Below are 25,312 nucleotides of genomic sequence, written 5' to 3'. Positions count from 1 at the left end.
ATTAATCCAATGTCACTTCTTCTTTAGCATGGCGTTGCTGTGCTTCTTTTTTAGCTTTTACCCGAGCAATAGCAGCAGCGACAGCGGCTTTGCGCGGATCGGTTTCCACTTCAGCCTGAGTTTCAGCCGGTGTGTCTACTTTTGCAGTTGCTTGCGCTTGTTGGGCTTTTTTAGCTTTTACCCGAGCAATAGCAGCGGCGACAGCAGCTTTACGTGGATCGGTTTCCACCTCAGCATCAGCCGGAGTTTCAGCAGGTGTGTCTATTTCTGCAGTTGCTTGCGCTTGTTGAGCTTTTTTAGCTTTTACGCGGGCAATAGCAGCGGCGACAGCAGCTTTACGCGGATCGGTTTCCACCTCAGCCTGAGCCTCAGCAGGAGTGTCTATTTCTGCAGTTGCTTGCGCTTGTTGAGCTTTCTTAGCTTTTACGCGTACGCGGGCAATAGCAGCGGCGACAGCAGCTTTACGCGGATCGGTTTCCACCTCAGCCTGAGCCTCAGCAGGAGTGTCTATTTCTGCAGTTGCTTGCGCTTGTTGAGCTTTTTTAGCTTTTACCCGAGCAATAGCAGCAGCGACAGCCGCTTTACGTGGATCGGTTTCCACCTCAGCCGGAGATTCAGCGGGTGTGTCTACTTTTGCGGTTGCTTGCGTTTGCTGGGATTTTTTAGCTTTTACGCGAGCAATAGCAGCAGCGACAGCAGCTTTACGCGGATCGGTTTCCACCTCTGCCGGAGTTTCAGCAGGAGTGTCTATTTCTGCAGTTGCTTGCGCTTGTTGAGCCTTCTTAGCTTTTACCCGAGCCAATGCTGCCGCCACAGCGGCTTTGCGTGGATCGGTTTCCACCTCAGCCTGAGTTTCAGCAGGAGTGTCTACTTTTGTAGTTGCTTGCGCTTGTTGAGCTTTCTTAGCTTTTACACGAGCTAATGCTGCCGCTACAGCGGCTTTGCGCGGATCACTTTCTGCATCGGCGGTGGTATGGGTATTTTGTGGTACCTGTTGTGCCAATTTAGCAGCTTGTTTTGCTCGGGCTTCTTCTTTACGTTTTTTGCGTGCAGCAATAGCCGCTGCGTTGTCAGGTTGTTCTCCTGCTTTAACAGCAATAATTTTGCCAATGCTATGTTTTTCTTTTACACGAGAAAGTGCAGATTGCACTTCATTTTGTTGGTGATCATCAAGCTTAACTGCAGCACGTTGATGTCTTGCCTCACGTTCAAGCTTTTCTCGTTCCATACGGATTTTTTTCGCTTCAAAGCGAGCCTTAGCTTCAGCCGCTCGCTTAGCTTCCGCATCAATTTCTCGTATTTCTGCTTTTTCTTGGCGGTAATATTGCACTAATGGAATATTACTAGGGCAGACAAAAGCACAAGCCCCGCACTCAATGCAGTCAAATAAATTATGTTGTTGCGCTTTCTCATGCTCTTTCCCTTTACTAAACCAGTAAAGTTGTTGTGGTAGTAAACCACTAGGGCAGGCGTCAACACATTGACCACAACGGATACAGGCTTCTTCAATATTATCTGTATCCATCTCTTCTGGAGAGGGAATTAATAAGCAGTTAGTAATTTTTATAACGGGGGCATTTAAGTCAGGTAAGGTGAAGCCCATTAAAGGCCCGCCCATAATGACCATCTGCTCAGAGCCAGCAACAAAGCCTGCTTGTTTTATAAGTGCATAAATAGGAGTACCTAAACGCGCCCAAAAGTTGCCTGGGGTTTTAGCCCCTTGTCCTGTCACGGTAACGACACGTTCAATTAAAGGTTCATCATCGATAATGGCACGTTTAATTGCCACTACCGTCCCCACATTTTGCATTAATACGCCAATATCAGAGGAGCGACCGCCAGAAGGAACTTCTTTGCCCGTTAATATTTTGGTTAACTGTTTAGCGCCTCCAGATGGATATTTGGTAGGGATCACCCGAATAAAAATACGTTTTTCATTTGTGAGTGCTGCTAATGCTTGTTTTAAGGCGGCAATAGCTTCAGGTTTGTTATCTTCAATACCAATCAGCACTTCATCCGGTGACAGTATATGCATTAATATCTGACAACCCGCAATAACTTCATCTGCGTGCTCTTGCATAAGTCTGTCATCAGCTGTGATATAAGGCTCACATTCAGCGGCATTTATGATGAGCGTTTTAACTAAATCACCACCACCTTTTAATTTTGTGGCTGTTGGAAAACCCGCTCCCCCTAATCCAGCAATGCCTGCTTCATGAATACGGGTAAGCAATACTTCTTTACTTTGTGATTGATAGTCAACTAGCGGTGATTTTTCTCGCCATTCGTCTTTACCATCAGAGACAATTTTCACTGCAATTTCAGGCAGACCAGAAGGGTGAGTGCTTGGAAATGGCTCTATTGCCGTGACCGTACCTGATATAGAAGCATGAACGGGTAATGTTCTTCCTACACCACGAGTTAAGGCTTGGCCTTTTAAAACATGATCACCCACTTTAACGCAAAGTTGCCCAGGAGTACCTAAGTGTTGATGAATAGGGATGGTAACCTCATCCGGTAACTGGGCTATACGCATAGGCGTGCGACTTGATTGTAATTTCATTTCGGGAGGATGAATGCCGCCTTTAAAATCCCAAATTTTATCTTTTTTAAATAACGAAAAGAGATTAAACATGAGCGTTATCCTCCGTCTTTAATGACGGTTCATCTTCGGGTGTTTCTTCTGGCTCTGCAGGAATATTTCTTACAGGGATAGTATTTAAATCCCATTTCCAATTAGAGGTCGTCATTTTCACAGGAACTAAAGTAATACAGTCTGTTGGACAAGGTGGAACACATAAATCACACCCTGTGCAGAGATCTTCTATTATGGTGTGCATTGCACGAGTAGCGCCGACGATGGCATCCACTGGGCATGCTTGAATACATTTTGTGCACCCGATGCAGTTGTCTTCATCAATTAAAGCCACTTTTCTCACCGGATTTAATGCTTCTTCATCACCGTCAAGTGGTTGTGGATCAACCCCCATCAGTTCGGCAATTTTTAACATAACCTGTTCACCGCCCGGTGCACAACGGTTAATCATTTCTCCATTATTAGCTACCGCTTCTGCATAAGGGCGACAACCAGGATGACCACACTGACCACATTGACTCTGTGGTAATATGGCATCAATTTTTTCCACAATAGGATCTTCTTCTACTTTAAAGCGACGAGCGGAATAACCTAAAATCAGGCCGAATAGAAGCCCTAGTACACCCAGTACACCAATTGCTATCCATAAAGAATTCATTACAGTTTCACCAAACCACTAAAACCCATAAAGGCAAGAGACATTAAACCCGCAGTAATTAAGCCAATAGAAGAGCCTTTGAAAGGAGCAGGAATATTGGCGACAGCCAGTCTTTCTCTAATGGCTGCAAATAACACCATAACTAAGGAGAATCCTACCGCAGCACCAAAACCATATACTGCTGATTGCATAAAGGTATGTGATTGATTGATATTCAGTAATGCGACCCCTAATACGGCACAGTTGGTGGTAATTAAAGGTAAGAAAATCCCCAATAGACGATATAACGTTGGACTCGTCTTTCTTACGACCATTTCTGTAAATTGCACCACAACAGCAATCACTAAAATAAAGCTGAGTGTACGTAAATAGAGTAAGTCTAAGGGAACTAAAATAAAGGTATCCATTAGCCAAGAGCTAATAGAGGCAATCGTCATGACAAACGTTGTCGCAAACCCCATTCCTATCGCGGTTTCTAATTTTTTTGATACACCCATAAATGGGCATAAACCGAGGAATTTGACGAGTACAAAGTTATTCACCAAGACGGTACCAACGAATAAAAGCAAGTAATCAGTCATTGCTATGCCAAAATTGTTAAAAAATGGAGAAAAAGCCTCATAAAATAAAGAGGCTAAACGGGCGAGTATAATATCAAGCTGAAATGTATGAAGTTATCGATCTTGTGTGAAAGTTTCACGGACACGCTTAGCATATTTGATATAAGGCACAAAGCAGACAGTTGCCATAACGGCCCATAATAGTGACTTAACCGCGGTTTGATCATCAACAGGGGCAAAACCGAAACTTTTTATCGCCAACAATAAGTTAATTAATAACCAAATAATAAATAAACGAGGAAAATTTTTAGCGCGGTAAAAAAACTGTCTTAACAAATAAGCGGTAAATGCAAACATCGCCCATGTTGTTAACACGGAAAGATACCAGCTTGATACCACATGAAAAGGTAGCTGGTGGATAATCGAAAAATCTGAAAAATATCGTATTAAATATAAAACAGACATTAAACCTAAGCCCACTATCGACAACAGCAAATAAGCCAAAGGGGCAAGTAACCAACCCGTAATAGGGGCTTTAGGGGATTGCTCGGGCAAAACGTTTGTCTGAGGTTTTAATTTCATTAATCAAAGATCCTACTATTATACTAAGTTCTAAACGAGATATTATCACAAACTTTGTTATTATTTATTTAGCTGTAGAAGTGAAAGTCATTTTTCATTTATAGAATAAAAAGATAAAAGCGGGATAGGGTTATGACAAAAAATTTAAACGTGGGGATTATAGGCTATGGTTATGCAAGTAAAACCTTTCATGCTCCCCTGATCTGTACCACTGAGGGGTTAACACTATCAGCCATTTCAAGCTCTGATGAAAGTAAAGTTATCGCTGATTTTCCTAATATTACGGTGTATGCCAACCCACAACGACTGATTGATGATCCAGACATCGATTTAATTGTTATTCCAACACCTAATAACACTCACTATACCTACGCCTCACAAGCCTTAAAAAACGGTAAACATGTTGTTGTCGATAAACCTTTTACTTTGACACTCGATGAAGCAGAAAAATTGGCACAACAAGCGAAAGAAGCTAAGAGATTACTCTCAGTTTTTCATAATCGTCGTTGGGATGCCGGTTTTCTTACCGTTCAAAAATTACTCGCCGATAAAACATTAGGTGAAGTCAGTGCCTATGAAGCGCATTTCGATCGTTTTAGACCCGCTGTGCGCCAACGTTGGCGTGAAGATGCCGGACTTGGTGGAGGACTTTGGTACGATCTGGCCCCTCATTTACTAGACCAAGCGGTATGTCTTTTTGGTCAACCTTATGCAATCACTGCTGATATTGCTCAGTTGCGCCCTAATGCTAAAAATGCTGACTACTTTCATACACTATTAGACTATGGTCATCTGAAAGTTATTTTACATGCCTCTATGTTGGTTGCCTCACCTACGCCTATTTTTGCTATTCATGGGACCAAAGGCAGTTATGTAAAATATGGTTTAGATACCCAAGAAGATGCATTAAAAGCGGGTTATCTCCCGACTGAAATGTATAACTGGGGGGCTGATCCTCAAGAGGGTGAATTAACATTATCGACAGAGAGTGGTGAATTAGTAACAACAAAGTTACCGACTCTATCAGGTAATTATCCCGCTTATTATCAGCAAATTTATCGTGCGATTGCATTTGGTGAAGAGAGTCCTGTTACTGTGTCACAAGCCATTAATGTTATGCGTTTAATTGAAGCCGGTAGCCTTTCAAATCAATCAAAAACCACAATTAAGCTGTAAACATTAGGGAGTGACGAAAACCATGTCTTGGTGGCAAAAGCTAAAAATTGACTCTTTTTTAATGATTATGATCTTGGTGGTCATACTCGCAACATTATTACCTGCGCAAGGTGAGATAAAAGTCATCTTTCAACATCTCACTACGGCTGCGATCGCCTTATTGTTTTTTTTGCATGGGGCAAAGCTTTCTAGAGAAGCGATATTGTCAGGACTTGGTCATTGGCGCTTACATTTAGTGGTTTTTGCCAGTACTTTTGTTTTATTCCCATTACTAGGGTTGGGACTACAGTTTATGGTACCTGACTGGATGTCACCTACCGTTTATATGGGATTTTTATATCTTTGTGCTTTACCTGCGACAGTACAATCCGCTATTGCCTTTACTTCTGTTGCCGGTGGTAATGTAGCAGCGGCAATCTGTAGTGCATCAGCATCAAGCATTTTAGGGGTATTTTTATCCCCTGTGCTGGTGGGTTTTTTAATGGAAACACAAGGCTCTGCTGAGCATTTTGATACTGCGGGGGCGATACAATCTATTTTATTACAACTGATGGTGCCTTTTATTATCGGTCATTTATCTCGTCCATTAATTGGCCGTTGGGTTGATAATCATAAGATGTTAGTGAATAGAACCGATCGCTCTTCTATTTTGCTGGTGGTTTATGTTGCATTTAGTGAAGCCGTCGTTGAAGGTATTTGGCATAAAATTGACGGTTGGTCGTTATTGACTATCACCATTGTCAGTTGTGTATTACTGGCTATTGTACTTGTTATTAATATTTATAGTGCAAGATGGCTTGGCTTTAATAAAGCTGATGAAATCACGATTGTATTTTGTGGCTCGAAAAAGAGCTTGGCGAATGGGGTTCCCATGGCAAATGTACTATTTCCCGCAGCAACGGTGGGGATCATGCTATTACCGCTGATGCTATTTCATCAAATTCAATTAATGGTTTGTGCCATATTAGCTCAGCGTTATGCCAATCAAGCTAAAAAACACCATCAGTAGTCACTGTAAAAATAGAGCAAAAGATAAAAATACCGCCTTAGCAATAAGGCGGTATTTTTTCGTTAATATTAACCTAAACTCACTTTTTTAATTAATGCATCACGTTCAGCTTGGCTAATAAAAGCCATAGTAAGACCATTAATTTGTGCTTGGCGAATTTGTGCTGCGGTTAAACCCGCCGCAGGAGCAGCAACAGTATACTCATGTTTTAACTCAATACCTTCCACGGCCGGATCGTCAGTATTGAGTGAGGCGATAATACCGTGCTCTAAGAACTTCTTAAGAGGATGTTGTGCTAAAGAGGCAATAGTACTGGTTTGAATATTTGAGGTTAAGCAAGATTCAATACCAATTTGGTGCTCTGCGAGATAATCCATCAAACGGGGATCTTCAATGGCTTTAACACCGTGACCAATACGACTTGCCCCTAATTCTTTAATCGCGTGCCAAATACTTTCAGCACCAGCCGCTTCACCTGCATGAACGGTGATCTTCCAGCCAGTATCACGAGCACGATTAAAGTGAGGTTGGAATAAATGCCCAGGGAAACCTAATTCATCGCCAGCTAAATCAAGTGCGGTGATTTTATCTTGATGTTTTAATAGACCATTTAATTCTTGCTGGCAGGCATTTTCACCAAAAGTACGGCTTAAGATGCCGATTAAACGGATCTCAACATCATAAGTGTGTAAGGCACTTTGTACACCATCAATAATTGCTTCAACAACACCTTCAATCGGTAATTGATGCTTCATGGCCATATAGTAAGGTGAAAAGCGTAATTCTGCGTAATCAATACCTGCATTAGCAACATCGACGACGTTCTCATAAGCAACACGGCGACAAGCGTCTAAATCGGCGAGTACAGCAACGCCCCAATCTAGCTTTTGTAAGAAGCTCACTAAGCTAGGCTCATTTTTAGTTATCTGCACATGTGGGCGCAATGTTTCTAGCTCATAGGCAGGTAGGGCAATATTATGTTGTTGTGCTAAATCTAAAATTGTTTCCGGACGGATGTTTCCATCTAAATGGCGGTGCAAATCGGTTAAAGGCAACTGTGTGTCAATCACGTGTTATTTTCCTTTTTAATAATAATAATGAAAATCCACTTGTTATGGTGACTTTCTTTTAAGGGGAATAAAGTAATAAATTGCCTATTATTATGAATGATTTTCAATTGATTCACTATAAATTAAACTGAAGTTGTTTATTTTTAATACATAAAGAGGCGTTTTTTTTGTATTTTTCGATGATAAAAATTATTTTTAAATTAATACTGTACATTTATTATGTTTATTTTTCAGTATAGTTGATGCTTCTTATCAACCTGGCTGAAAATATAATTTTTCCTTTAAAAACAAACATATCATTGTTTTTGATATAAGCTATCAGATATATTGATAGGTGTTGGTAAGAATTAAGAATGTCTATTGGTGGAAGGGCTGATTATCTAATTATAAATAAAGTGATTGTTTTATTAATTATTGTTAATAATATTGGGATATTAAAAAACAACAAATCTATTATATTTAATAAGGAAGTGAATAAACAAAATAAAATCATAATATATTCTTGCTAGAAAAAGGCTAATCACTTTATTTTTAATATCGCATATATTGGAGCGAGAATATGAATGGAAAATCAAATAATAGTTTAATAAATAATGATAGTAATAAACAAATAGCTAAACCAATAATTCCGCCACCAACTGCTAACCCTACTTTAAGTTCACAAATGGAGACAGGAGATGGCAATGTTGCTTTAGATTTAGTTGTGGTAATAGATACAAGTGGCTCAATGGCTGATGAATCTTCTGATTTAAGTCAACAAATAGATGATGCTGTTCAAAAGGCATTAGGACGTTGCCCATCAAGTTTAAGAGTCACTTTTTTAGGAATAGAAGGTACGTGGGATAATACTAAGTTCGATCGCTCAGTGACTGACTATTTAATGACACAAGGTGTATCTGCTCACAAATTACAAGCAAGAGCGCCATTTAAAGAGGCTGATGGACGAGATCATGCTGGAAATAAAGAAGATTTATGCCGAGCCGTCATTGATGTGTGTAAATATTTCGATTGGCGAGATGGCGCTCGTCGTGCAATTTTTGTCTTAGGTGATGAAGGTATGGAAGGTGGCGGAGGTGTATTAACACAAGCCGCTGTGCTTAAAAACAATGAGGCAATAGTGGTTGCTAGAAGCGAAAAAGTAAAAGTATATACTTATCAGGGAACGCCTAATGATGATCCCTCTAATGTGGATCGCTTTCCTACTATTGCTGATAGAGATAACATCACGAAAGAGTATGTGCGCTTAGCGCAGATGACGGGAGGACGCTCTTATATATACACAACAGGTATCGCTAATTTTTCTTTAGTTCTGCAAGAAATTCTATGTGACAGTTTAACATTACCTAAACTTCCTGATCTGAATAAAGATAATTCAACGTGTCGTCATGTTTGTGAAGAGCTCTCTACTATTATATCAACAGTTAATACCCTTGCAGAAATAATGCATAAAGCGATTGATTCATGTTGTAAAGATGATTGGGGCACACGCGAAGTATTTAAGCCTAATTGTGATTGTTAATAACAATAAAAAGCCCCTTATCATAAGAATGGTGATAGGGGGCTTTATTGATTAGTGACTGTATGCTCTCAGTGACTAAAATTAATTGTTTTCAGCAGGTGCTGCTGGGATCTCAATTTGTGGCTCTTCTATTGCATCATTTTGATCTGGCTCTTCTGAATATTCAGGATAATCAGAGTCATCATAATCATAAGAAGAAGCACCCGCACCAAATAACATAGCCGCTAAACCTAACATTTGAGGGGCTTGTGTTACTTCCATAAACTCATCAAAGCTGTAAGTTTTACCGTTCATAGTAAATTTATCAGCAGCATAGTTCAGGTTTAAAGACAGTTTATTACCGTCTTGTGATAACAGCATCAATGGCAGAGCATCTTTCTCGTCTTGAGAAATTTGATTGATATTTTGCTGTAATTCAGTTTTTAACTGTGCCATGTCGTTAGCGGTTGTTTTCTGAATTTCAGCTTTATCTTCGTCTGTTAAGCCTTTTTCAGAATAACGCATAACATCAAGGTATTGTGTGGTACTACGGAACTCCGTTAGCATTGGTACAGAAAGATCGATATTAAAATCGATATTATTAAACAATTCATTAAACAGAACTGAAGGCGCCTTGTTTTCTTTTTTCAGTGCATCAGCATTGAACGCATTTAAATCTAACTTAAAGTTTAGCTTGCTTGCGCCACTGCTATTGGTAAGCGATGCTTCATCAATACGGAATACTAAACCTTTTTCCAAAACATCACGTACAGCTTGCTCAATCATCGCTGAATTATCGTATTTATTTTGATTCCAAGGTAAGAAGGTGCTGTTATAAACTTTTGTTAATAGCAACATCGCATCTGGGTCTGCTTTATCAATTGAGTAAGCAAATTTACCCGCACCAAAATCAAAACCACCAACATTAAGAGATTTAAAACTATAATCTTGAGTGATAAAGAATAATTTATCTTTAATTTGGCTCTTAGTAGCAAGAGAAGTATCTTTTAAAGTGAAATTAGATGACTTATCTTGGCTCGTAAAGGTAATATCGCCAAAGTTCAGTGTTTGTGTATCAAATAGATATTGATCGTCTTTAACTTTAGTTCCTTCAACAGAGCCTGCAATATTTTTCAGCGTAAAGGTTTCATCATTACCTTTCTTAACAATGACTTCATCACCTTTTACTGCTGTTGAGATGTTTGTTGCATTTTTATCGGAAGAAAAATCAATCTGAAACGCAGATGTTGTTAATTGGCTACCTTCTTTGCTGTAATTAATAGGATTTATGTTAACTTTACCTGATACACTGCCATCAAACGATAAAGAAGAGTGCATATCAATAAATGATGGCTCTTTGGTCAACTTAAATAGATCTTTAGTGGTCTCATTATTCACTAAAGTATTATTCATTGCTGCTAACTTAGGAGCTAGATTAAATTGAGCAATATCAGAAAGAGGGAATGGCCCATGGTCAATATCCGTCTTAAAGAGCACTTCTTCTACTTTTTTATCTTCATCTGATTTGGCATGCTCTGAAATCACAACCGCAAGATCAGCAGTAGAAGTAAAGACGCCTTTCTTATAGTCACGAATTTCAAGTTTAATATCCGCACCTAATTGGCTTTCTTTAGCGAGTTGCGCTAATTGAACGTTAGTGCGTTTGGTTTCTTCCTGTAAGCGGCTTTCAATTTTACTGCCCATGTACCATGACGCACCGGTCCAAACAACACCTAGTGCAACAATAACACCAACAGCGACAAGCGATTTCTTCATAATTCTAGTCCATCCTCTGTGTATGCTTCGTAGCATACGTTCTTAAGATTGTTTTGCTACCCTTAAACAATCCAACAAATTGGTTTTGGTTATCAATACTCTGAATATGAATATAGATAATTAGCGTATATTAATTGCTATCTATATTCTCTGTAAATATAGATTTAGTGAAATAAGAACGCAATCAGAACTTACTTAGTTATAAGCTAACACAATGAGTTTAAAGAGAAATAATTATAGATAACTTAAATAAGGCAATTAAAGATAAAAATGTCGTTTTTTGGTCTTTTTTGGATTAAAAGTATATTTATTTAAGCCATATTTGTATTTATGATACAGAATAAAAGCTTGTAATTAATATGGTTATAAATAGAGAGCAAAAACACCAATATTATCGTGAGCCAACCTCATTTAATCAGAAAAATCAACCAATTTCATTCTGTTATAAATTTCATAAGCTCGCTTTAGCTCTCATATTTATTATTCTATTTATGGCATGATAGCTGTATCCGAGTTATTTACTAGAAAGTAATTCGGAACTAATCAATTATTCTGTGTACTTAAGGAGATTGAAATGGCAGCCACTCGCATTGAAAAAGACTCAATGGGACAAATCGAAGTACCAGCTGACCAGTTATGGGGAGCTCAAACGCAGCGTTCTCTAGAACACTTCCGTATTTCAGTAGAAAAAATGCCTGTTGCACTGATCCACGCGCTTGCTTTAACCAAAAAAGCCGCCGCCGGTGTCAATATGGATCTCGGGTTATTACCTAAAGAACGTGCAGATGCAATTATTGCTGCTGCTGATGAAGTGCTGGCAGGTAAACACCCAACTGAATTCCCGTTAGCAATCTGGCAGACCGGTTCTGGCACTCAATCAAATATGAATATGAATGAAGTGTTAGCTAACCGTGGTAGTGAGATACTCGGTGGTATCCGTGGCATGGAACGCAAAATTCATCCGAATGATGATGTTAACAAAAGTCAAAGTTCAAATGATGTGTTCCCAACGGCCATGCATGTCGCTGCTGTTATCGCATTACGTCAGGATTTACTGCCGGAATTAAAATCATTACTGAAAGTATTTAAAGAGAAAGCAGAAGCTTTCCATGATATCGTCAAGATTGGTCGTACTCACCTGCAAGATGCGACACCACTTACATTAGGTCAAGAAATCTCCGGTTGGGCGGCGATGCTTGAGCATAATATCAAACATATCGAAGATTCAGTTCCTCATGTGTGTGAGCTTGCGTTGGGAGGAACGGCGGTTGGTACAGGATTAAACACACATCCTGAGTACGCAGTTCGCGTTGCTAAACGTATCGCTGAATTATCAGGTCAGCCATTTGTCACGGCTCCTAACAAATTTGAAGCATTAGCAACCTGTGATGCACTGGTTCATTCTCATGGTGCGTTAAAAGGTTTAGCTGCCTCATTAATGAAAATAGCTAATGATGTACGTTGGTTAGCATCTGGCCCTCGTTGCGGTATTGGCGAAATTTCTATTCCAGAAAATGAGCCAGGTAGCTCCATTATGCCAGGTAAAGTGAACCCAACTCAGTGTGAAGCGTTGACCATGCTGTGCGCTCAAGTTATGGGTAATGATGTTGCTATCAATATCGGTGGTGCTTCAGGTAACTTTGAACTGAACGTATATCGCCCAATGATTATTGATAACTTCCTACAATCAGTGCGTTTATTGGCTGATGGTATGCGTAGCTTTAACGAGCATTGTGCTATTGGTATTGAACCAAACCGTGAGCGTATTAATAAATTATTGCATGAGTCTTTAATGCTGGTTACGGCATTAAATACCCATATCGGTTATGACAAAGCTGCAGAGATCGCGAAGAAAGCTCATAAAGAGGGCTTAACGCTGAAAGAATCTGCACTGAAACTGAACTACCTGACAGCAGAAGAATTTGATAGCTGGGTACGTCCAGAAGATATGGTTGGTAGTATGAAAAAATAAGCAATTATACGCTTACTTTATCTAGTACAATATTGGATCCCGCTATCCCAGATAGCGGGATTTTTTTCTATTGCTTATTTTTCAAGATATAAATGTAAGCGTGGAATAAGTAATTGTAACTTTTTGGCTTTAGGACGATGGCGAATTTGAATATTATTCACATCATAATCAGCTAATTCACCTATTATGGGCTTAAAGTCTGACTCTTTATCAATGTAGAAAGCTAATAATGGTAGGGGACAAGCATATTGTACCTGTTTTTGTTGCTCCGAATACCAAACTCTGGCAATAGGTTGGACTTTCACTGGACGCTTAATTTTTAATTTGGCATTTTCCGGGAGTTGTGAAAGGGTCATTATCTCTTTATCGATACGTTCAGCCCATTGTTCACTAGTATAAGGAGGTACGGCGCGATTGGCCTCTCGACTTTTTTCTAGCTGAGCTAACACATCATTACGAGTTAAGTTTTTTATAATGTTTTTATTGGCCCAGCCAAAACGTACTGTATCAGGATCAGAAAGTAGGGTGAGGGTGCGATAAGCATTAAGTGTAATTAAGCCTTTTAGCTGATTATGGACAAAATCAAAACGTTCTTCTTTCGAAATACCAGACTCTTTCGTCACAATATCTGAAAGTTGTTTTTTTAATGAATTAATGCTCTCTACTTGTGTTTTTACATTCTTAAATACAGGATTGCTGACACTAAAACAGAGTACCCCCGGTAAACGTATCGCACGCTTGCTACTGACATGTGGGGCATTATCATAGATAAAGAGATTGGTCATTAATTTTAAAGAGAGTTCTAAAGCATCAAGATCATAACTAGGTGACACTGTAACATTTGTTATCTCATCATGTTCATCTTCTTTACTTACCTCAGGTAATTCAAAAACCGCAGAAGGAAGTTGCTTTAACTGACGAAGAAAATCGGTAAGAGCATTGATTTCTGTTTCAAGTTGTTGAAAACAGAGATTAAATCGCTGTATTGCATCATATTTGCTCATCTCTATAACCTTATTTAGTTACAACATACAATTAGCCGTTATTAAAAACAATACATAAACTTCAGTGGAATGTATATCGTCTAGTAGGGTGAAAATTAAAAAATTACGCTATACTGTTTATTTATACAGTATAGCGATAAAAGGGCACTTTGTTGATGATATTTTTCTTAAATATCGTTATATGCGGTTTTTTTAAGCTAGCTTGGTTTTATTTTTAATCTTCTTCAGGAGGGTAATGAAAAGCTGTATATTCGTCTACACAATCTGGCTTAGTCGGTGGACAGTTGTCTACTGTGGCAACAGATATAGATGCAAATAATAGTGTTGCTAGTATTATTGGTAATTTTATTAAAGTCATGGTTGTTGTCCTTTTCAAAATAGAGAATCCATATTAAAAAAAGCAAATTAAAGTCACAATTTTCTTTATTATTAATAGGTTTTTATAAATTAACAGATAGAAAATTATGACTTTTTATTGTGCTATTTGATTAAGGCGCAGTGCGATTAATAGTGCTGTTAACATTAAAAAAGCAATAAACAAACCAACACCAAGCCAACCAAAATTGACCCAGAAGATCCCACCTAGTGTTCCCGCAATACTCGAGCCTGCATAATAGGTAAATAGATAAAGAGAAGAGGCCTGCGCACGTCCTCGTTTAGCTCGACGTCCAACCCAACTACTTGCTACCGCATGGGCAGCAAAAAAACCTGTAGTTAGAATAAGCATACCTATAAAAATAATTGCTAGAGAGTCAAATAGTGTAATTAATATACCCGCTAGCATCATAGAAACACCGGCAATAAACACTTTACCTAATCCATATTTATTGGTTAATAAGCCTGCTTTCGATGCACTATAAGTTCCACTCAAATAAACAATTGAAATTAAACCAACGGTTGTTTGAGTTAATGAATAAGGTGCATCTAATAGGCGATAACCAATATAATTAAATAAAGTTACAAACCCTCCCATTAACAAGCCACCTTCAATAAAAAGAAGAGGGAGTCCTTTATCTCTAAAATGCAATTTAGTTGTGATAAGAAGATTACGTGGTTTTAAGGTTGCTGGCCTAAAATGTTGTGATGTCGGCAATATTCGCCAAAAAATGATAGCAGCAACAAGGGCAAAAATACCTAAAATAATCACAGACACACGCCAAGAGTAATAATCACTCAAAACACCAGTAATAACACGGCCACTCATACCACCAATAGAGTTACCGCTAATATAAAGCCCCATCGATAAGGCTAGATAAGCAGGATGGATCTCTTCGCTAAGGTAGGTCATCGCAACGGCTGCAACACCACTAAGTGATAGCCCTACGAGTGCTCGTGTAATTAAAATTCCCGTCCAGCTATTCATCATGGCACTTAATAGTGTGAAAAAAGCCGCACAAAATAGCGCAATAACCATCACATTTTTTCGACCAAACGCATCAGAAAGAGGCCCTGTAATCAATAGACCACAAGCCATAAGACCTGTAGAAAGCGATAAAGCAAGACTACTGGTTGCAGGGGTGACTGAAAATTCTTTTGATAGGATAGGTAAGATAGGTTGCACAAAGTAGAGTAATGCAAAAGTGGCTAAACCAACCATAAAAAATGACACTGTCACTTTTATATAAAGCGCGTCATCACGCTGGATATAGTGTTTCGGACTGTTTGGTTTAGAAGTGGTGTTGATAGAAACATCTTCTTTTAGGGCCATGTTTTTACTGCTTATTTCATGAGTGTCCATAAAAAGTGGCTATCCAATACTTAAATTTGATTTATATCAATGTTAGAAACATTTGATTTTTTTGTCTAATATATTAATCATTGGCAATAAGACTTTTAAAGTATCATTAGGCATTTACATCAACGAATAATACAAATTATGAATATAGAACTTCGCCATTTACGTTATTTTATTGCTGTTGCTGAAGAATTACATTTTGGTAAGGCAGCTGAGAGATTAAATATTTCCCAACCTCCTTTAAGTCAGCAAATACAAGCCTTAGAAAGTGAGATAGGGGCTCGTTTACTCGAAAGAACCAATCGTTCTGTTTCGTTAACCCCGGCAGGACAAATGTTTTTAAAAGGATCCTATCAAATTATGGCACAAGTTAAGGCGGTAGCGACACGAGCATCAAGAATGGAAAAAGGAGAATTAGGTGAAATTTCAATTGGTTTTACCTCAACAACACCTTTTATGCATTTGGTTACGTTAAGTTTGCGTCAATTTAGGGAAAATTATCCTGAAGTCGGTATTCATATGCATCAAATGAATACCAAACAGCAGATATCACCATTATTAACTGGTCACATTGATTTGGGAATTATGCGTAATACGGTGTTACCTGATAATTTGCACCACCAGCTCCTATTTCGTGAACCTTTTATTTTGGCAGTTTATGAAGGGCATCCTTTACTTGAATACAAAGAAACAGGCGTAAATATTCAAGATATTGGGCAATATCCTTTTGTATTTTTTGAGCGAGATGTAGGAACGGCGCTTTATGATGAAATTATTCAATTGCTTAGCCTTGCGGGTATTACACCAACGATAGCACAGGAAGCCGGAGAGGCGATGACCATCTTGGGGCTTGTTGCTGCCGGATTAGGTATTTCTATTGTGACAAAATCATTTACCCGCATGAAAGTTGATGGTGTGCATTATCTGCATTTTGCTAATTCGAATGCTTTCTCTGAAGTATGGTTAGTTTCTCATAACAAACGAACGATCCCCGCAGCGGCCAACAGGTTGACTCAATTATTGCTAAAAAATATCTTAGAAGATCAAAAATCTTGATTTATATGTGCTTTCCATCACGATTTTTATGTAATTATTGTACAATTATCACAAACTGACGACATAATCGAAAAATAATTATTTAGAGCTTCGAATTAATTACGGCTTTTTTATTAAGGATAAGATGAAATGGGGATCCCGCCTAGCCATATTGATCATGTAAAACAATTTAATCTTGGCACTGTTTTTCGATTAATTGATGAACATGGTCCTATTTCTCGTATCTCATTATCTAAAAAAGCAACACTTGCGCCTGCCAGTATTACTAAAATTACGCGAGAATTAGTCGAAGCACACCTTATTCATGAAACAGAATTTCCTGGGTTAGGATTTCGAGGACGGCCGGCTGTTGGTTTAAAGTTAGAGAGCAAAGGGTGGCAATTTTTATGTATTCGAGTAAATAATGGTAGTCTACTTTTTAGTTTAAGAGAGCTAGATAATCAATTAGTTGTTGAAGATACCTTCGACTTTCCTAAACAAAATAGTGATGCTTTTTTGCATCATTTCCTTGCTGCAATAGATACATTCTTTCAACGTTATCAATCAAGAGTTGAGCGCCTTACTGCAATTAGTATTACCATGAATGCAATTGTTGATCCGATTAGTGGCGTTATTTATAGCTCTCCTTACTATGCTATCCAAGATATCCCGCTGGCTGATAAAATTCAGGAAAAAACAGGTGTTGCTGTTTTCTTACAACACAGTGTAACAGCTTGGACGATGGCTGAATCACTCTATGGTGCAGCCAAAAATAACACCGATATTCTGCAAATTGTTATTGATGATATTGTCGGTGCAGGGGTTGTGACTAATGGAAAGACATTACATTCAAACAGCCATAGTGCCGTCGAAATAGGGCATACAAAAGTTATTGATTCACAGACGCAATGTTATTGTGGTGCAAAAGGGTGTTTAGAAACGGAAATATCGATCCCTCAGTTAATTAAAAAAGCACAGCACTTGGCGCAAGAAAATCCCACCTCAATACTTAATCAATATCCGATTACGGTAGAAACGCTATGTGATGCTGTATTAATTGGTGATAAACAAGCATTAGACATCATTAATTTAGTGGCGCAACGACTTGGTTTTATTTTAGCCGTGATGGTCAATATTTTTAATCCTCAAAAAATATTAATAGGTTCACCTCTGTGTAGAGCAAAATCTGCACTTTTCCCCCTGATCCTTAGTAGTATCCAACACCATGTATTACCTAGATATGCCCATAACTTGGTTATTGAAGAAACAGAATTGCGCAATAAAGGCACATTGCCAGCGGCATCACTAGTAAAAGAAGCCTTATATAATGGCTCATTATTACTTGAGTTAATGCAAGGCTAATAATAATACAATAAAGTATAATTAAAGTATTATGCATAGAGAAGTAGGCCAATTGATCACTTACATTACCCTATTTTTACTCAATTAACTAAAAAATTGAGCTAACTCAAGCCACCATAAACAGTGTTACCCTAAACTCTAATCTCTGTCATTTTTCGTAAACCTGATTTATCTGTCATAACGGAAGTAAATTATATGTTAACACGCTTGTTTGTTACGGGGACAGATACCAACATAGGTAAAACTGTTGTCACCCGAGCACTTCTTCAGTCAATAAATCGTGGCGGGACAACAGCAGTGGGCTTTAAGCCTATCGCAACCGAATTACATGAAACGGTTGAGGGTAATCGTAATCGTGATGCTCAGATTATTCATAATTCCTCACCTATTGACGCTCGCTACGACGAAATTAACCCTATTTTGCTAGAAAATTGTTATGTAAGTGAAAATGCAATAGACTTCCATCAAATTTCAAGTGAACTAAATAATTTGGGCCAAAAAGCTGAATGCGTTGTTATCGAGGGAAATGGTGGTTGGCGCTATTTACTTGATGATAATACTTTTTATTCAGACTGGGTGGCTAAAGAAAAAATTCCTGTTGTTCTAGTGGTTGGGATCCAACCTGGTTGTGTCAATCACTCAATTCTAACCGCGCAATCTATTATTAATGATGGTTTAGAATTAGTTGGTTGGGTGGCTAATAGAATTAATCCTGGGTTACCGCACTATGCAAAAATTGTAGAAAGGTTATCTCAACATATTCCAGCCCCATTGATTGGTGAAATCCCGTATTTATTGCGCCCTGAAGAACGTGATCTCTCTTGTTATCTTGACTTAAGCCAGTTAGAAATCGCTCAACCCGCTTAGTTAAGGTCAATTAAAGAGAATAAAAATAAGTTATTTCTATTCAATAACTTATTTCCTATTAATATTTAGTTTTACTTATTACTTATCAACGCCTAATGGGTTAACTCATTGGGTGTTTTTTTATTTAACAATGAATACTAAATATTAATAGCCTAATCGCTATTTAGGTTAAAAAAGAAAAGGGCACACAAAGTACCCTTTTTAGCTATTAATTCTATTAATTCTATTAAATCAATGATTAATGGCGAGTATAAATGATTTTTTTAGAATCATTTTCACAAGTACCTACAACTTTACCTTCAGTCTGTGCAACTTGATCATTTTCAACCACTGTTAGGGTAAAGTTAGCTGCAGGAACACCATTATTTTCAATTTTTTGTTGAATATCTTGAACGACTTCATCACATCCAGCATTTGCGGCTAAAGGTGAAAATGCGAACAATGTAGCCAGTACTGCAAATAGATATTTTTTCATAACATTTCTCTCCTTGCTTGATTTTTAAAACATCATTGTTTTATTTATATTAAGGGTTAATTGGGCGACCAGTATTACTGTCTAAACAGCGACGTGTTTCTGGCTCCCAGTAAGCATAGATATTGGCGCTTTTTAAACAAGCATCACGCTCATCAATAGCTTTATCTATTTTATTAAACTCAGTTTTTTCGCGTTGGTTGATTTTATTACGGAGATCGCGTTTTTGATCCCAATCTTCTTTCATTTGTCGAGCTTGCTCTTTATCTAAAACATTATCATAGCCATTGCCATTAATGGTTACATTTGTTGAAGCTGCAACAGAAGAAAAAGAAGACACGGATAAACCAAGAAATAGTGAAAATAGCAGAGTCCTTGTTGCTTGTTTCTTAGTTAACGTATTTATCATAATGGCTATCCTCTAAAATTATGTAGCACTGAACAATGACTATTTTATATCAACAAGTATATATGATCCCTTAACAAAAAATGAGTTTTCAGTGCGTTTAATTTTGTCGGTGCACACTTAATCCGGCAAAAGATTGACTGACGGGCATCATCTCAAGCGTATTAATATTAACATGTGCAGGCAATGTTGCCGTCCAAAAAACCGCCTGTGCAACATCTTCAGGAGTAAGCGCATCTGCTCCTGCATAAGTTTGTTCTACTTTATCGGTATCACCTTTAAAGCGTACTAATGAGAACTCAGTTCCCCCAACAAGACCGGGTTCAATATCAGTAACACGTATTTTTTTACCTTGAAGATCGGCACGTAAGCCTAGGCTAAATTGCTTAACAAAGGCTTTGGTTGCACCATACACATTTCCCCCCATATAAGGCCAAGAAGCCGCTGTTGAGCTGATATTAATAATATGCCCGACATTGCGTTCAACCATTGAGGGTAGTAATGCTCGAGTGACATGCACTAAACCTTTATTATTAGTTTCGATCATAGTATCCCAATCATCAAGATTGGCTTTATCAGCGGTACTTAATCCTAAAGCGAGTCCTGCATTATTGACTAATACATCAATTGAGCGCCATTGTTCTGGTAATTGGTGATAAATTTCACTGACTGCTTTTTTATCGGTGACATCTAATTGTAAAGGATAGAATAGATCGCCCAGTTCTTGATGAAGAGCTTGCAGTTTATCAAGACGTCTCGCGGTACCAATAACTTTGTGTCCATGGTTAATAAAGTGACGAGCAATAGCTTCTCCAAAACCTGCTGAAGCACCGGTGATAAATATAATCATTTACTTATCCTCATTGTTTTAATCTTTGAAAGTAAAAAGCGAACGTTAACAAGAGTCAAGTTGAAAAATGCAGCTTTGAGATAAATCAGGGGAAAGATAAGGTTCTTTGCCAATGTAAAAGATTTTTAACTTTAATCATCACTGAGTTATACGTTTTTCACTACTGATCAAAGTGGGTTGAAAGGGGGTTTTTATTTCGTGTCACAGTAGAGAAGGTTTAATACAGAGGTGTCATAAAAAAGCTAGGGCAAAACAAATAGGCTTAATAAAAACATGGTTACAACAATAATCACGACGCCTATAACGGCAATGGTAAGTGTGGGAGATAAAAGAAAGCAAAAATAACAGAGTACAAAAGTCACCGCGATATGGAGCAGATCGCTAAACTGATGATAAAGCCAAATAATCAAATTTTTAATTTTCAATAGAGCCGTTCTTACCATCATTTACTCGTAACTATGATTACTATATAGGTCATTGCTCGAATCTGAGCTTATAAAAATTTATAAGCTCAGTTTAGCATAGTAAATAACGGTAATAGTTATTTTTTGCCAACTTGATGGCCAATAACACCACCTAATACACCGCCGCCAATGGTTCCTAATGGACTACCATCTGTTAAAATTGCACCACCTATAGCACCAGCACCGGCACCAATTGCTGTATTACGATCGCGTTTTGTCATGCTTGAACAACCCGCAAGTGAAAAAAGCAGAACAGAAGCGACACACATTGTTCCAATTTTCTTAAACGTGATATTCATTTTTATAAGCTCCAGTATAAAGAACATTATAAAGTTACTGCTATCATAATCGTACTGGCATCAGAATATTCGGGAAGAATAGGGTGCAATACTCCTAAAATGCGTATTAAAAAGCATTAAAAAAGTAATAATAACTAACTATCTGATTAAGTTAGTTAATACAATGAGCATTGTATTACAAAATGAGAGATATTAAGAATAGGCTTAAAATAACTTACAGACTCTAAGCCTATTAAATCTAACGGATCAGACGGGTAGTTAGCGTTTTTTGTTGATCCAGTAATTATGCTTATCGCGTAATTCTTCTTCTGTATATTTTATCGCTTCACTATCAGAAATTTTACGATGTGCATTATATGATTGATAAATTTTTGCTTCCCAAGTCAGTATTTTTGGTAAACATTGTTCAAATACAGCATCTGAATTGTAAGTACATTTATGGGTTATTTTTGACGCGAGATCTTTGTCTGCCGAGGTAAATTGGCTATATGCTTTATTTTCATTCATAAAGCTAACCTCTTCTTTGGTAAATTCGCTTCTTCTTTGATTATCACCAAGTTGTACAATATAAGCACCAATTAGACCAATAACACTACTCAATAACCATTGTTTCCATATTTTTCTTAAAGTAAAAGGCGTTTGAGTCCTAACGCATTTAATAAGATATAGTATTAAATAAATAGCAAAATACAGTGTTGCTAAAGCGATGATTGAACTACCGATAATAATTTTTGTATTTAAATATTCCATTGGTCCTCTATTTGTACAGGTGTTTTATAAAAATATGTTTATAATGGAGGGGAGTATAAATGAAAAACAATAGGTCACCAATAGAATAAATAATTAATATTGTTTAACATTATGCCATTAATAAATAAAGGGTTTTATGAGGGCGAAAAATTAAATGAGAATTGAATGTTATAGCTGGTCAGATGTTACTGAACAAATTCTTGAACAAGCAATAGCCTTACAAAATTCAGCTTTTGAGGATATGAAGGGTAATTTTTATCAGGTTGATATACCTTACAAGTTGGTACTGGCAATTGATGATAATCAGGTTATCGGACATGTAGCTGTTTATTTACGAGATGTTTACCTAGATTCATTTCCTGAAACCATTGGTATATTGAGTTGTGTAGTGGTGGCTCACAAATACCGAGGAAAGGGCGTTGCGGCATCATTAATAAAAAGGGCTCATGCTATACTGAAAGAGCATTCTGTTAATTTTTCTATTTTATTTGCTGTTTCTCATGCTTATTATCTCTCCTCTGGATATATTCCGATGAAAAATCTCACCCGTTTTATTGAGAATAATGAGAAGAAAGAATTTATATATGACGGTGGTATGGTGTGTGAATTAAGTAGTCAAAATTGGAATGTAAATATATTAGAATTAAATGGGGAAGTTGTATAATTTACAAGTGGTGTAAATAGTATAAATAGGTGTAAAATTACTATTTATACCTTTAGATAAATATTAATAAAAAACTTAGTTAATATTGGTTTTAATATCTGATTTCTGCTCAATCAGAATAATTACTCAACGATAAATGAAACATCGACAGCTCCTGAATATTTATCTGCTATAACTTTGCCATTAGCACATAGACCAAATAGAAAAGTTTGATTAAAGGATTTTATATTATCCATATTGGGTATATAGTGACCATCAAAGAATCTAATGGCACTTGTATCATTCGCTTGACATGTTTGATTTGTTAAATTTTTTAATGATGCAACAACATAAACTTCTGATTGATTGTTTGATTTTGTTCCATTTAAAAGCATTCCAGACATATTTCCACTAACAAGACTATTATAAGCTTTTATTGTAATATAGTTTTTTCCACCTTGAGTACATGTAACATTAACAGAATTTACTGGTGAAGTATCTAATAATGTTGGTGAAGTAAATGTTGATGTAAATTGATCTTTAAATTTAATATTAGTCTCAGTACTACTTGTTACGTTACAGCTTCTTAAGGCCGTAACTTTAATTTCTCCAGGGCGGATAAAATAAGCAGTACTATCATCGACGCTATTAGCTGTATTTCTTGACAACTTAAAACTAGTTTCTAATGAAAAAATACCAGGTTTTATATCGCCATATGCATAAACTGAATAACTATTTATACTGATAGAGACATAAGATCGAAAAGAAGGATCATAAAAATTTTCTTGATCATAAGCCGAAGGTCCCCAGCAAAAAGAACCATTTTTGCTTACATTATATAAACTTGAACGAGTCAACTTAGATCGAGTTAATACTCCTTTTATATTTTGGATACCTGAATTATTAGTTTTATATTGTCCTCCAATGTTTCCATTTATCGCCAATAGTAAATAGCCAGAGGTAGGATAGTTTTTATTTATTAGTTTAAATCCCCATTCATTAATTTCAGGTATTTTTTGTAGCCCATCGGTACTACCACAATAACCCGTCTGGTTGGTAAGGCTCAGAAAACCAAGCCTAGCATAATAATTAGCGCTCGAAGGGGCAGTGAAACTTTTAGGAAAGGTTTCAGCTAATTTTGTCACTGGAACAACTTCGCCTACATAGCCAGTTTTCCCCGCCATTATTTTAATTTCACCATCAGTAGCATAGCTTAATGTTGTACCTGTTGTCATGAGTAATATAAAAAATGGTGAGTATTTCATTTTCATAAATGTTCCTAGGAATTTACTAAAAATTATTTCTTATTAAGAGACAAGGTTTTTATTAAATTAGCCTAGCATATAAAAAAGGAATATTCATAAAAATATTTATATTCCAATATGATTATCTTTATGCGAGTATCTCTATAGGAATAATTTACTTTAACTATAATGGAGTTTTAATTTTATCTATTCTGATGTATTAAATATAGAAATAAGACGAACAAGGAAATATACAAAAATCACTCTTATATATGAGATGTGTTATATATTATGAGCATGTCGTCATTTCCTATAATAAACCTCGGCTAGCAATGTAGCATCAGCATATAAATTAAAGAAAGTCGGTTGGTTGGAAATACTAAGTTACCGAATGAAAAGGGGATTTTATTTACTTGAACCAGTATCACGTCTTGTTGTGCGCCAGTCAACTATTTAGCCATCAAGATTCGCATAATGTGTGACGCTATGTTACAAAAGGATTCTGAGCGATTGCGGTAAAATGATGTTGGGGTTTACCGCAATCGGGAAGGTTCGTCTTTACACATAGAGTGCATTGTGCGAATCAAAATTATATTCTCTTTATGATAGAGAATATATCTATTCTGATAGAATTAGAGGTAATTAGCTTTAGTTCAGCCATTTTTTCAAGAGTTGTTATTAGTTCACGCATATCTAGTTTGATTTTCTTAGATAATGATTCATGTATTTCAAATACCATATATTGTCGCTTTTTATTTAAAAGCATAAGTACTTCATCAGCTATATTATTATATCTTTCTTCTATAACAACATTAACTTGTTGATTTATTACGCTTTCAAGTCGTTCCTCTATTTTATTGATTTTTATGTCATTTTCTTTTAGTTCACCAATATTTTCATCAAGAGTTATTTTAACTTCTCTTTTTATACTTTCTTTCATTTCATTTAGTTTATCTTCTAGTGTTTTTTCTTTTTCAGGGGAGTGATAAATATGTTGCCTCATGTCTCCAACTGTTTCTTTCATCATAGAAAAAGTATCTGAATATAATTTATCAAATAATTTTTCTAATTTATCTACACTAGATTGAATTTTATCGGAGGACTTGGTTGTTTCTTTAGCTGCTTGATCAGACATTCTGAAAAAAACAATTGATAACCAAATCGCTCCAATGGCAAGTATTAGAGATGCAATTGATGCAACAAAACTGATAATTTCAAAAATAGTTTGCATTGTGCCTATGGGATCCATTAAAAAATCTTATAGCGAAAACTAAAACCCCCGTG

Annotated in this window: 23 protein-coding genes; 8 read left to right on the top strand and 15 right to left on the bottom strand. The window is 37.0% G+C overall.

Annotated elements, in window-relative coordinates; translation table 11 throughout:
* Position 1: 1 nt before the first annotated feature.
* The 4 genes from rsxC to AACQ49_RS08930 all read right to left on the bottom strand — a co-directional run bounded on the left by rsxC (position 2) and on the right by AACQ49_RS08930 (position 4,396).
* A complete protein-coding gene (gene rsxC / locus AACQ49_RS08945; RefSeq protein WP_161779002.1) occupies positions 2–2,635 on the bottom strand; it encodes an electron transport complex subunit RsxC in 2,634 nt (877 codons plus the stop codon).
* Positions 2,628–3,254, bottom strand: coding sequence for an electron transport complex subunit RsxB (gene rsxB, locus AACQ49_RS08940; RefSeq protein WP_004243020.1), 627 nt, complete (start codon positions 3,252–3,254; stop codon positions 2,628–2,630). Before rsxB ends, rsxC begins: the two co-directional genes overlap by 8 nt.
* Positions 3,254–3,835, bottom strand: coding sequence for an electron transport complex subunit RsxA (gene rsxA, locus AACQ49_RS08935; RefSeq protein WP_004243017.1), 582 nt, complete (start codon positions 3,833–3,835; stop codon positions 3,254–3,256). The genes rsxB and rsxA overlap by 1 nt, the downstream gene beginning before the upstream one ends.
* A 93-nt stretch (positions 3,836–3,928) precedes the next feature.
* Positions 3,929–4,396 carry a DUF2569 family protein gene (locus AACQ49_RS08930; protein ID WP_004243016.1) on the bottom strand — a complete coding sequence of 156 codons (468 nt, stop codon included), beginning with the start codon at positions 4,394–4,396 and terminating at the stop codon, positions 3,929–3,931.
* 132 nt (positions 4,397–4,528) lie between these two features.
* Between AACQ49_RS08930 and AACQ49_RS08925 the strand changes: the two genes are divergently transcribed.
* Positions 4,529–5,572 carry an oxidoreductase gene (locus tag AACQ49_RS08925; RefSeq protein WP_036894957.1) on the top strand — a complete coding sequence of 348 codons (1,044 nt, stop codon included), beginning with the start codon at positions 4,529–4,531 and terminating at the stop codon, positions 5,570–5,572.
* 22 nt (positions 5,573–5,594) lie between these two features.
* Positions 5,595–6,581, top strand: a complete 987-nt coding sequence (locus AACQ49_RS08920) for a bile acid:sodium symporter family protein (protein WP_004243014.1) — start codon at positions 5,595–5,597, stop codon at positions 6,579–6,581.
* A gap of 68 nt (positions 6,582–6,649) precedes the next feature.
* Here the strand turns inward: AACQ49_RS08920 and add are convergent, their stop codons facing one another.
* Positions 6,650–7,651, bottom strand: coding sequence for an adenosine deaminase (gene add, locus AACQ49_RS08915; RefSeq protein ID WP_004248098.1), 1,002 nt, complete (start codon positions 7,649–7,651; stop codon positions 6,650–6,652).
* Between the two features lie 559 nt (positions 7,652–8,210).
* Here add and AACQ49_RS08910 point away from each other — a divergent pair.
* Positions 8,211–9,170: a hypothetical protein gene (locus AACQ49_RS08910; protein WP_004248097.1), complete on the top strand. Its 960-nt coding sequence runs from the start codon at positions 8,211–8,213 to the stop codon at positions 9,168–9,170.
* Between the two features lie 81 nt (positions 9,171–9,251).
* Here AACQ49_RS08910 and AACQ49_RS08905 read toward each other — a convergent pair whose 3' ends face one another.
* Positions 9,252–10,925, bottom strand: a complete 1,674-nt coding sequence (locus AACQ49_RS08905; RefSeq protein WP_104459705.1) for a YdgA family protein — start codon at positions 10,923–10,925, stop codon at positions 9,252–9,254.
* A gap of 574 nt (positions 10,926–11,499) precedes the next feature.
* On the opposite strand from AACQ49_RS08905, the gene fumC reads away from it, so the two are divergent.
* Positions 11,500–12,897, top strand: a complete 1,398-nt coding sequence (fumC, locus tag AACQ49_RS08900) for a class II fumarate hydratase (RefSeq protein WP_004243002.1) — start codon at positions 11,500–11,502, stop codon at positions 12,895–12,897.
* A gap of 74 nt (positions 12,898–12,971) precedes the next feature.
* Here fumC and tus read toward each other — a convergent pair whose 3' ends face one another.
* Both tus and AACQ49_RS08890 read right to left on the bottom strand, forming a co-directional pair.
* Positions 12,972–13,901, bottom strand: coding sequence for a DNA replication terminus site-binding protein (tus, locus tag AACQ49_RS08895; RefSeq protein WP_036918364.1), 930 nt, complete (start codon positions 13,899–13,901; stop codon positions 12,972–12,974).
* Between the two features lie 472 nt (positions 13,902–14,373).
* Complete coding sequence (locus AACQ49_RS08890; RefSeq protein WP_004251149.1) at positions 14,374–15,639, bottom strand: MFS transporter; 1,266 nt, start codon at positions 15,637–15,639, stop codon at positions 14,374–14,376.
* A 138-nt stretch (positions 15,640–15,777) separates the two neighbouring features.
* Between AACQ49_RS08890 and AACQ49_RS08885 the strand changes: the two genes are divergently transcribed.
* The 3 genes from AACQ49_RS08885 to bioD all read left to right on the top strand — a co-directional run bounded on the left by AACQ49_RS08885 (position 15,778) and on the right by bioD (position 18,900).
* Entirely contained in the window at positions 15,778–16,692 is a 915-nt protein-coding gene (locus tag AACQ49_RS08885) for a LysR family transcriptional regulator (protein ID WP_004242999.1), read from the top strand.
* A gap of 129 nt (positions 16,693–16,821) precedes the next feature.
* Entirely contained in the window at positions 16,822–18,033 is a 1,212-nt protein-coding gene (mlc, locus tag AACQ49_RS08880) for a sugar metabolism global transcriptional regulator Mlc (protein WP_004242997.1), read from the top strand.
* Between the two features lie 195 nt (positions 18,034–18,228).
* Entirely contained in the window at positions 18,229–18,900 is a 672-nt protein-coding gene (gene bioD / locus AACQ49_RS08875; RefSeq protein ID WP_004242994.1) for a dethiobiotin synthase, read from the top strand.
* Positions 18,901–19,138: 238 nt separating this feature from the next.
* Here the strand turns inward: bioD and AACQ49_RS08870 are convergent, their stop codons facing one another.
* The 5 genes from AACQ49_RS08870 to AACQ49_RS08850 form a co-directional block, all read right to left on the bottom strand.
* Entirely contained in the window at positions 19,139–19,375 is a 237-nt protein-coding gene (locus AACQ49_RS08870) for a DUF1161 domain-containing protein (RefSeq protein ID WP_161779001.1), read from the bottom strand.
* A gap of 49 nt (positions 19,376–19,424) precedes the next feature.
* The gene (locus AACQ49_RS08865; protein ID WP_004242992.1) at positions 19,425–19,781 is read right to left on the bottom strand and encodes a DUF1283 family protein; all 357 of its coding nucleotides are present in this window, start codon (positions 19,779–19,781) and stop codon (positions 19,425–19,427) included.
* Between the two features lie 97 nt (positions 19,782–19,878).
* Complete coding sequence (gene ydfG, locus AACQ49_RS08860; RefSeq protein ID WP_004242991.1) at positions 19,879–20,628, bottom strand: bifunctional NADP-dependent 3-hydroxy acid dehydrogenase/3-hydroxypropionate dehydrogenase YdfG; 750 nt, start codon at positions 20,626–20,628, stop codon at positions 19,879–19,881.
* Positions 20,629–21,169: 541 nt separating this feature from the next.
* Entirely contained in the window at positions 21,170–21,391 is a 222-nt protein-coding gene (gene osmB, locus AACQ49_RS08855; protein ID WP_004248092.1) for an osmotically-inducible lipoprotein OsmB, read from the bottom strand.
* 258 nt (positions 21,392–21,649) lie between these two features.
* A complete protein-coding gene (locus AACQ49_RS08850) occupies positions 21,650–22,141 on the bottom strand; it encodes a hypothetical protein (protein WP_004242988.1) in 492 nt (163 codons plus the stop codon).
* Between the two features lie 154 nt (positions 22,142–22,295).
* On the opposite strand from AACQ49_RS08850, the gene AACQ49_RS08845 reads away from it, so the two are divergent.
* Positions 22,296–22,805 (top strand): GNAT family N-acetyltransferase, encoded by a 510-nt coding sequence (locus AACQ49_RS08845; protein ID WP_161779000.1) that lies wholly within the window; start codon positions 22,296–22,298, stop codon positions 22,803–22,805.
* Between the two features lie 122 nt (positions 22,806–22,927).
* Here AACQ49_RS08845 and AACQ49_RS08840 read toward each other — a convergent pair whose 3' ends face one another.
* Positions 22,928–24,055, bottom strand: a complete 1,128-nt coding sequence (locus AACQ49_RS08840) for a hypothetical protein (protein ID WP_036972005.1) — start codon at positions 24,053–24,055, stop codon at positions 22,928–22,930.
* Between the two features lie 562 nt (positions 24,056–24,617).
* A complete protein-coding gene (locus AACQ49_RS08835) occupies positions 24,618–25,277 on the bottom strand; it encodes a hypothetical protein (protein WP_161778999.1) in 660 nt (219 codons plus the stop codon).
* Positions 25,278–25,312: the final 35 nt, after the last annotated feature.

The sequence above is a fragment of the Proteus sp. G2675 genome, from assembly GCF_963886535.1.
Lineage (GTDB): Bacteria > Pseudomonadota > Gammaproteobacteria > Enterobacterales > Enterobacteriaceae > Proteus > Proteus mirabilis.
Note: the sequence above shows the minus strand (reverse complement) of the source record. Positions and strands in the feature narration are given on the sequence as shown.

Excerpts from the sequence above, each read along its gene's own strand:
- rsxC (WP_161779002.1), bottom strand. The coding sequence starts at position 2,635 with ATGTTTAATCTCTTTTCGTTATTTAAAAAAGATAAAATTTGGGATTTT.
- rsxB (WP_004243020.1), bottom strand. The coding sequence starts at position 3,254 with ATGAATTCTTTATGGATAGCAATTGGTGTACTGGGTGTACTAGGGCTT.
- rsxA (WP_004243017.1), bottom strand. The coding sequence starts at position 3,835 with ATGACTGATTACTTGCTTTTATTCGTTGGTACCGTCTTGGTGAATAAC.
- AACQ49_RS08930 (WP_004243016.1), bottom strand. The coding sequence starts at position 4,396 with ATGAAATTAAAACCTCAGACAAACGTTTTGCCCGAGCAATCCCCTAAA.
- AACQ49_RS08925 (WP_036894957.1), top strand. The coding sequence starts at position 4,529 with ATGACAAAAAATTTAAACGTGGGGATTATAGGCTATGGTTATGCAAGT.
- AACQ49_RS08920 (WP_004243014.1), top strand. The coding sequence starts at position 5,595 with ATGTCTTGGTGGCAAAAGCTAAAAATTGACTCTTTTTTAATGATTATG.
- AACQ49_RS08910 (WP_004248097.1), top strand. The coding sequence starts at position 8,211 with ATGAATGGAAAATCAAATAATAGTTTAATAAATAATGATAGTAATAAA.
- AACQ49_RS08905 (WP_104459705.1), bottom strand. The coding sequence starts at position 10,925 with ATGAAGAAATCGCTTGTCGCTGTTGGTGTTATTGTTGCACTAGGTGTT.
- fumC (WP_004243002.1), top strand. The coding sequence starts at position 11,500 with ATGGCAGCCACTCGCATTGAAAAAGACTCAATGGGACAAATCGAAGTA.
- tus (WP_036918364.1), bottom strand. The coding sequence starts at position 13,901 with ATGAGCAAATATGATGCAATACAGCGATTTAATCTCTGTTTTCAACAA.
- AACQ49_RS08890 (WP_004251149.1), bottom strand. The coding sequence starts at position 15,639 with ATGGACACTCATGAAATAAGCAGTAAAAACATGGCCCTAAAAGAAGAT.
- AACQ49_RS08885 (WP_004242999.1), top strand. The coding sequence starts at position 15,778 with ATGAATATAGAACTTCGCCATTTACGTTATTTTATTGCTGTTGCTGAA.
- mlc (WP_004242997.1), top strand. The coding sequence starts at position 16,822 with ATGGGGATCCCGCCTAGCCATATTGATCATGTAAAACAATTTAATCTT.
- bioD (WP_004242994.1), top strand. The coding sequence starts at position 18,229 with ATGTTAACACGCTTGTTTGTTACGGGGACAGATACCAACATAGGTAAA.
- AACQ49_RS08870 (WP_161779001.1), bottom strand. The coding sequence starts at position 19,375 with ATGAAAAAATATCTATTTGCAGTACTGGCTACATTGTTCGCATTTTCA.
- AACQ49_RS08865 (WP_004242992.1), bottom strand. The coding sequence starts at position 19,781 with ATGATAAATACGTTAACTAAGAAACAAGCAACAAGGACTCTGCTATTT.
- ydfG (WP_004242991.1), bottom strand. The coding sequence starts at position 20,628 with ATGATTATATTTATCACCGGTGCTTCAGCAGGTTTTGGAGAAGCTATT.
- osmB (WP_004248092.1), bottom strand. The coding sequence starts at position 21,391 with ATGAATATCACGTTTAAGAAAATTGGAACAATGTGTGTCGCTTCTGTT.
- AACQ49_RS08850 (WP_004242988.1), bottom strand. The coding sequence starts at position 22,141 with ATGGAATATTTAAATACAAAAATTATTATCGGTAGTTCAATCATCGCT.
- AACQ49_RS08845 (WP_161779000.1), top strand. The coding sequence starts at position 22,296 with ATGAGAATTGAATGTTATAGCTGGTCAGATGTTACTGAACAAATTCTT.
- AACQ49_RS08840 (WP_036972005.1), bottom strand. The coding sequence starts at position 24,055 with ATGAAAATGAAATACTCACCATTTTTTATATTACTCATGACAACAGGT.
- AACQ49_RS08835 (WP_161778999.1), bottom strand. The coding sequence starts at position 25,277 with ATGGATCCCATAGGCACAATGCAAACTATTTTTGAAATTATCAGTTTT.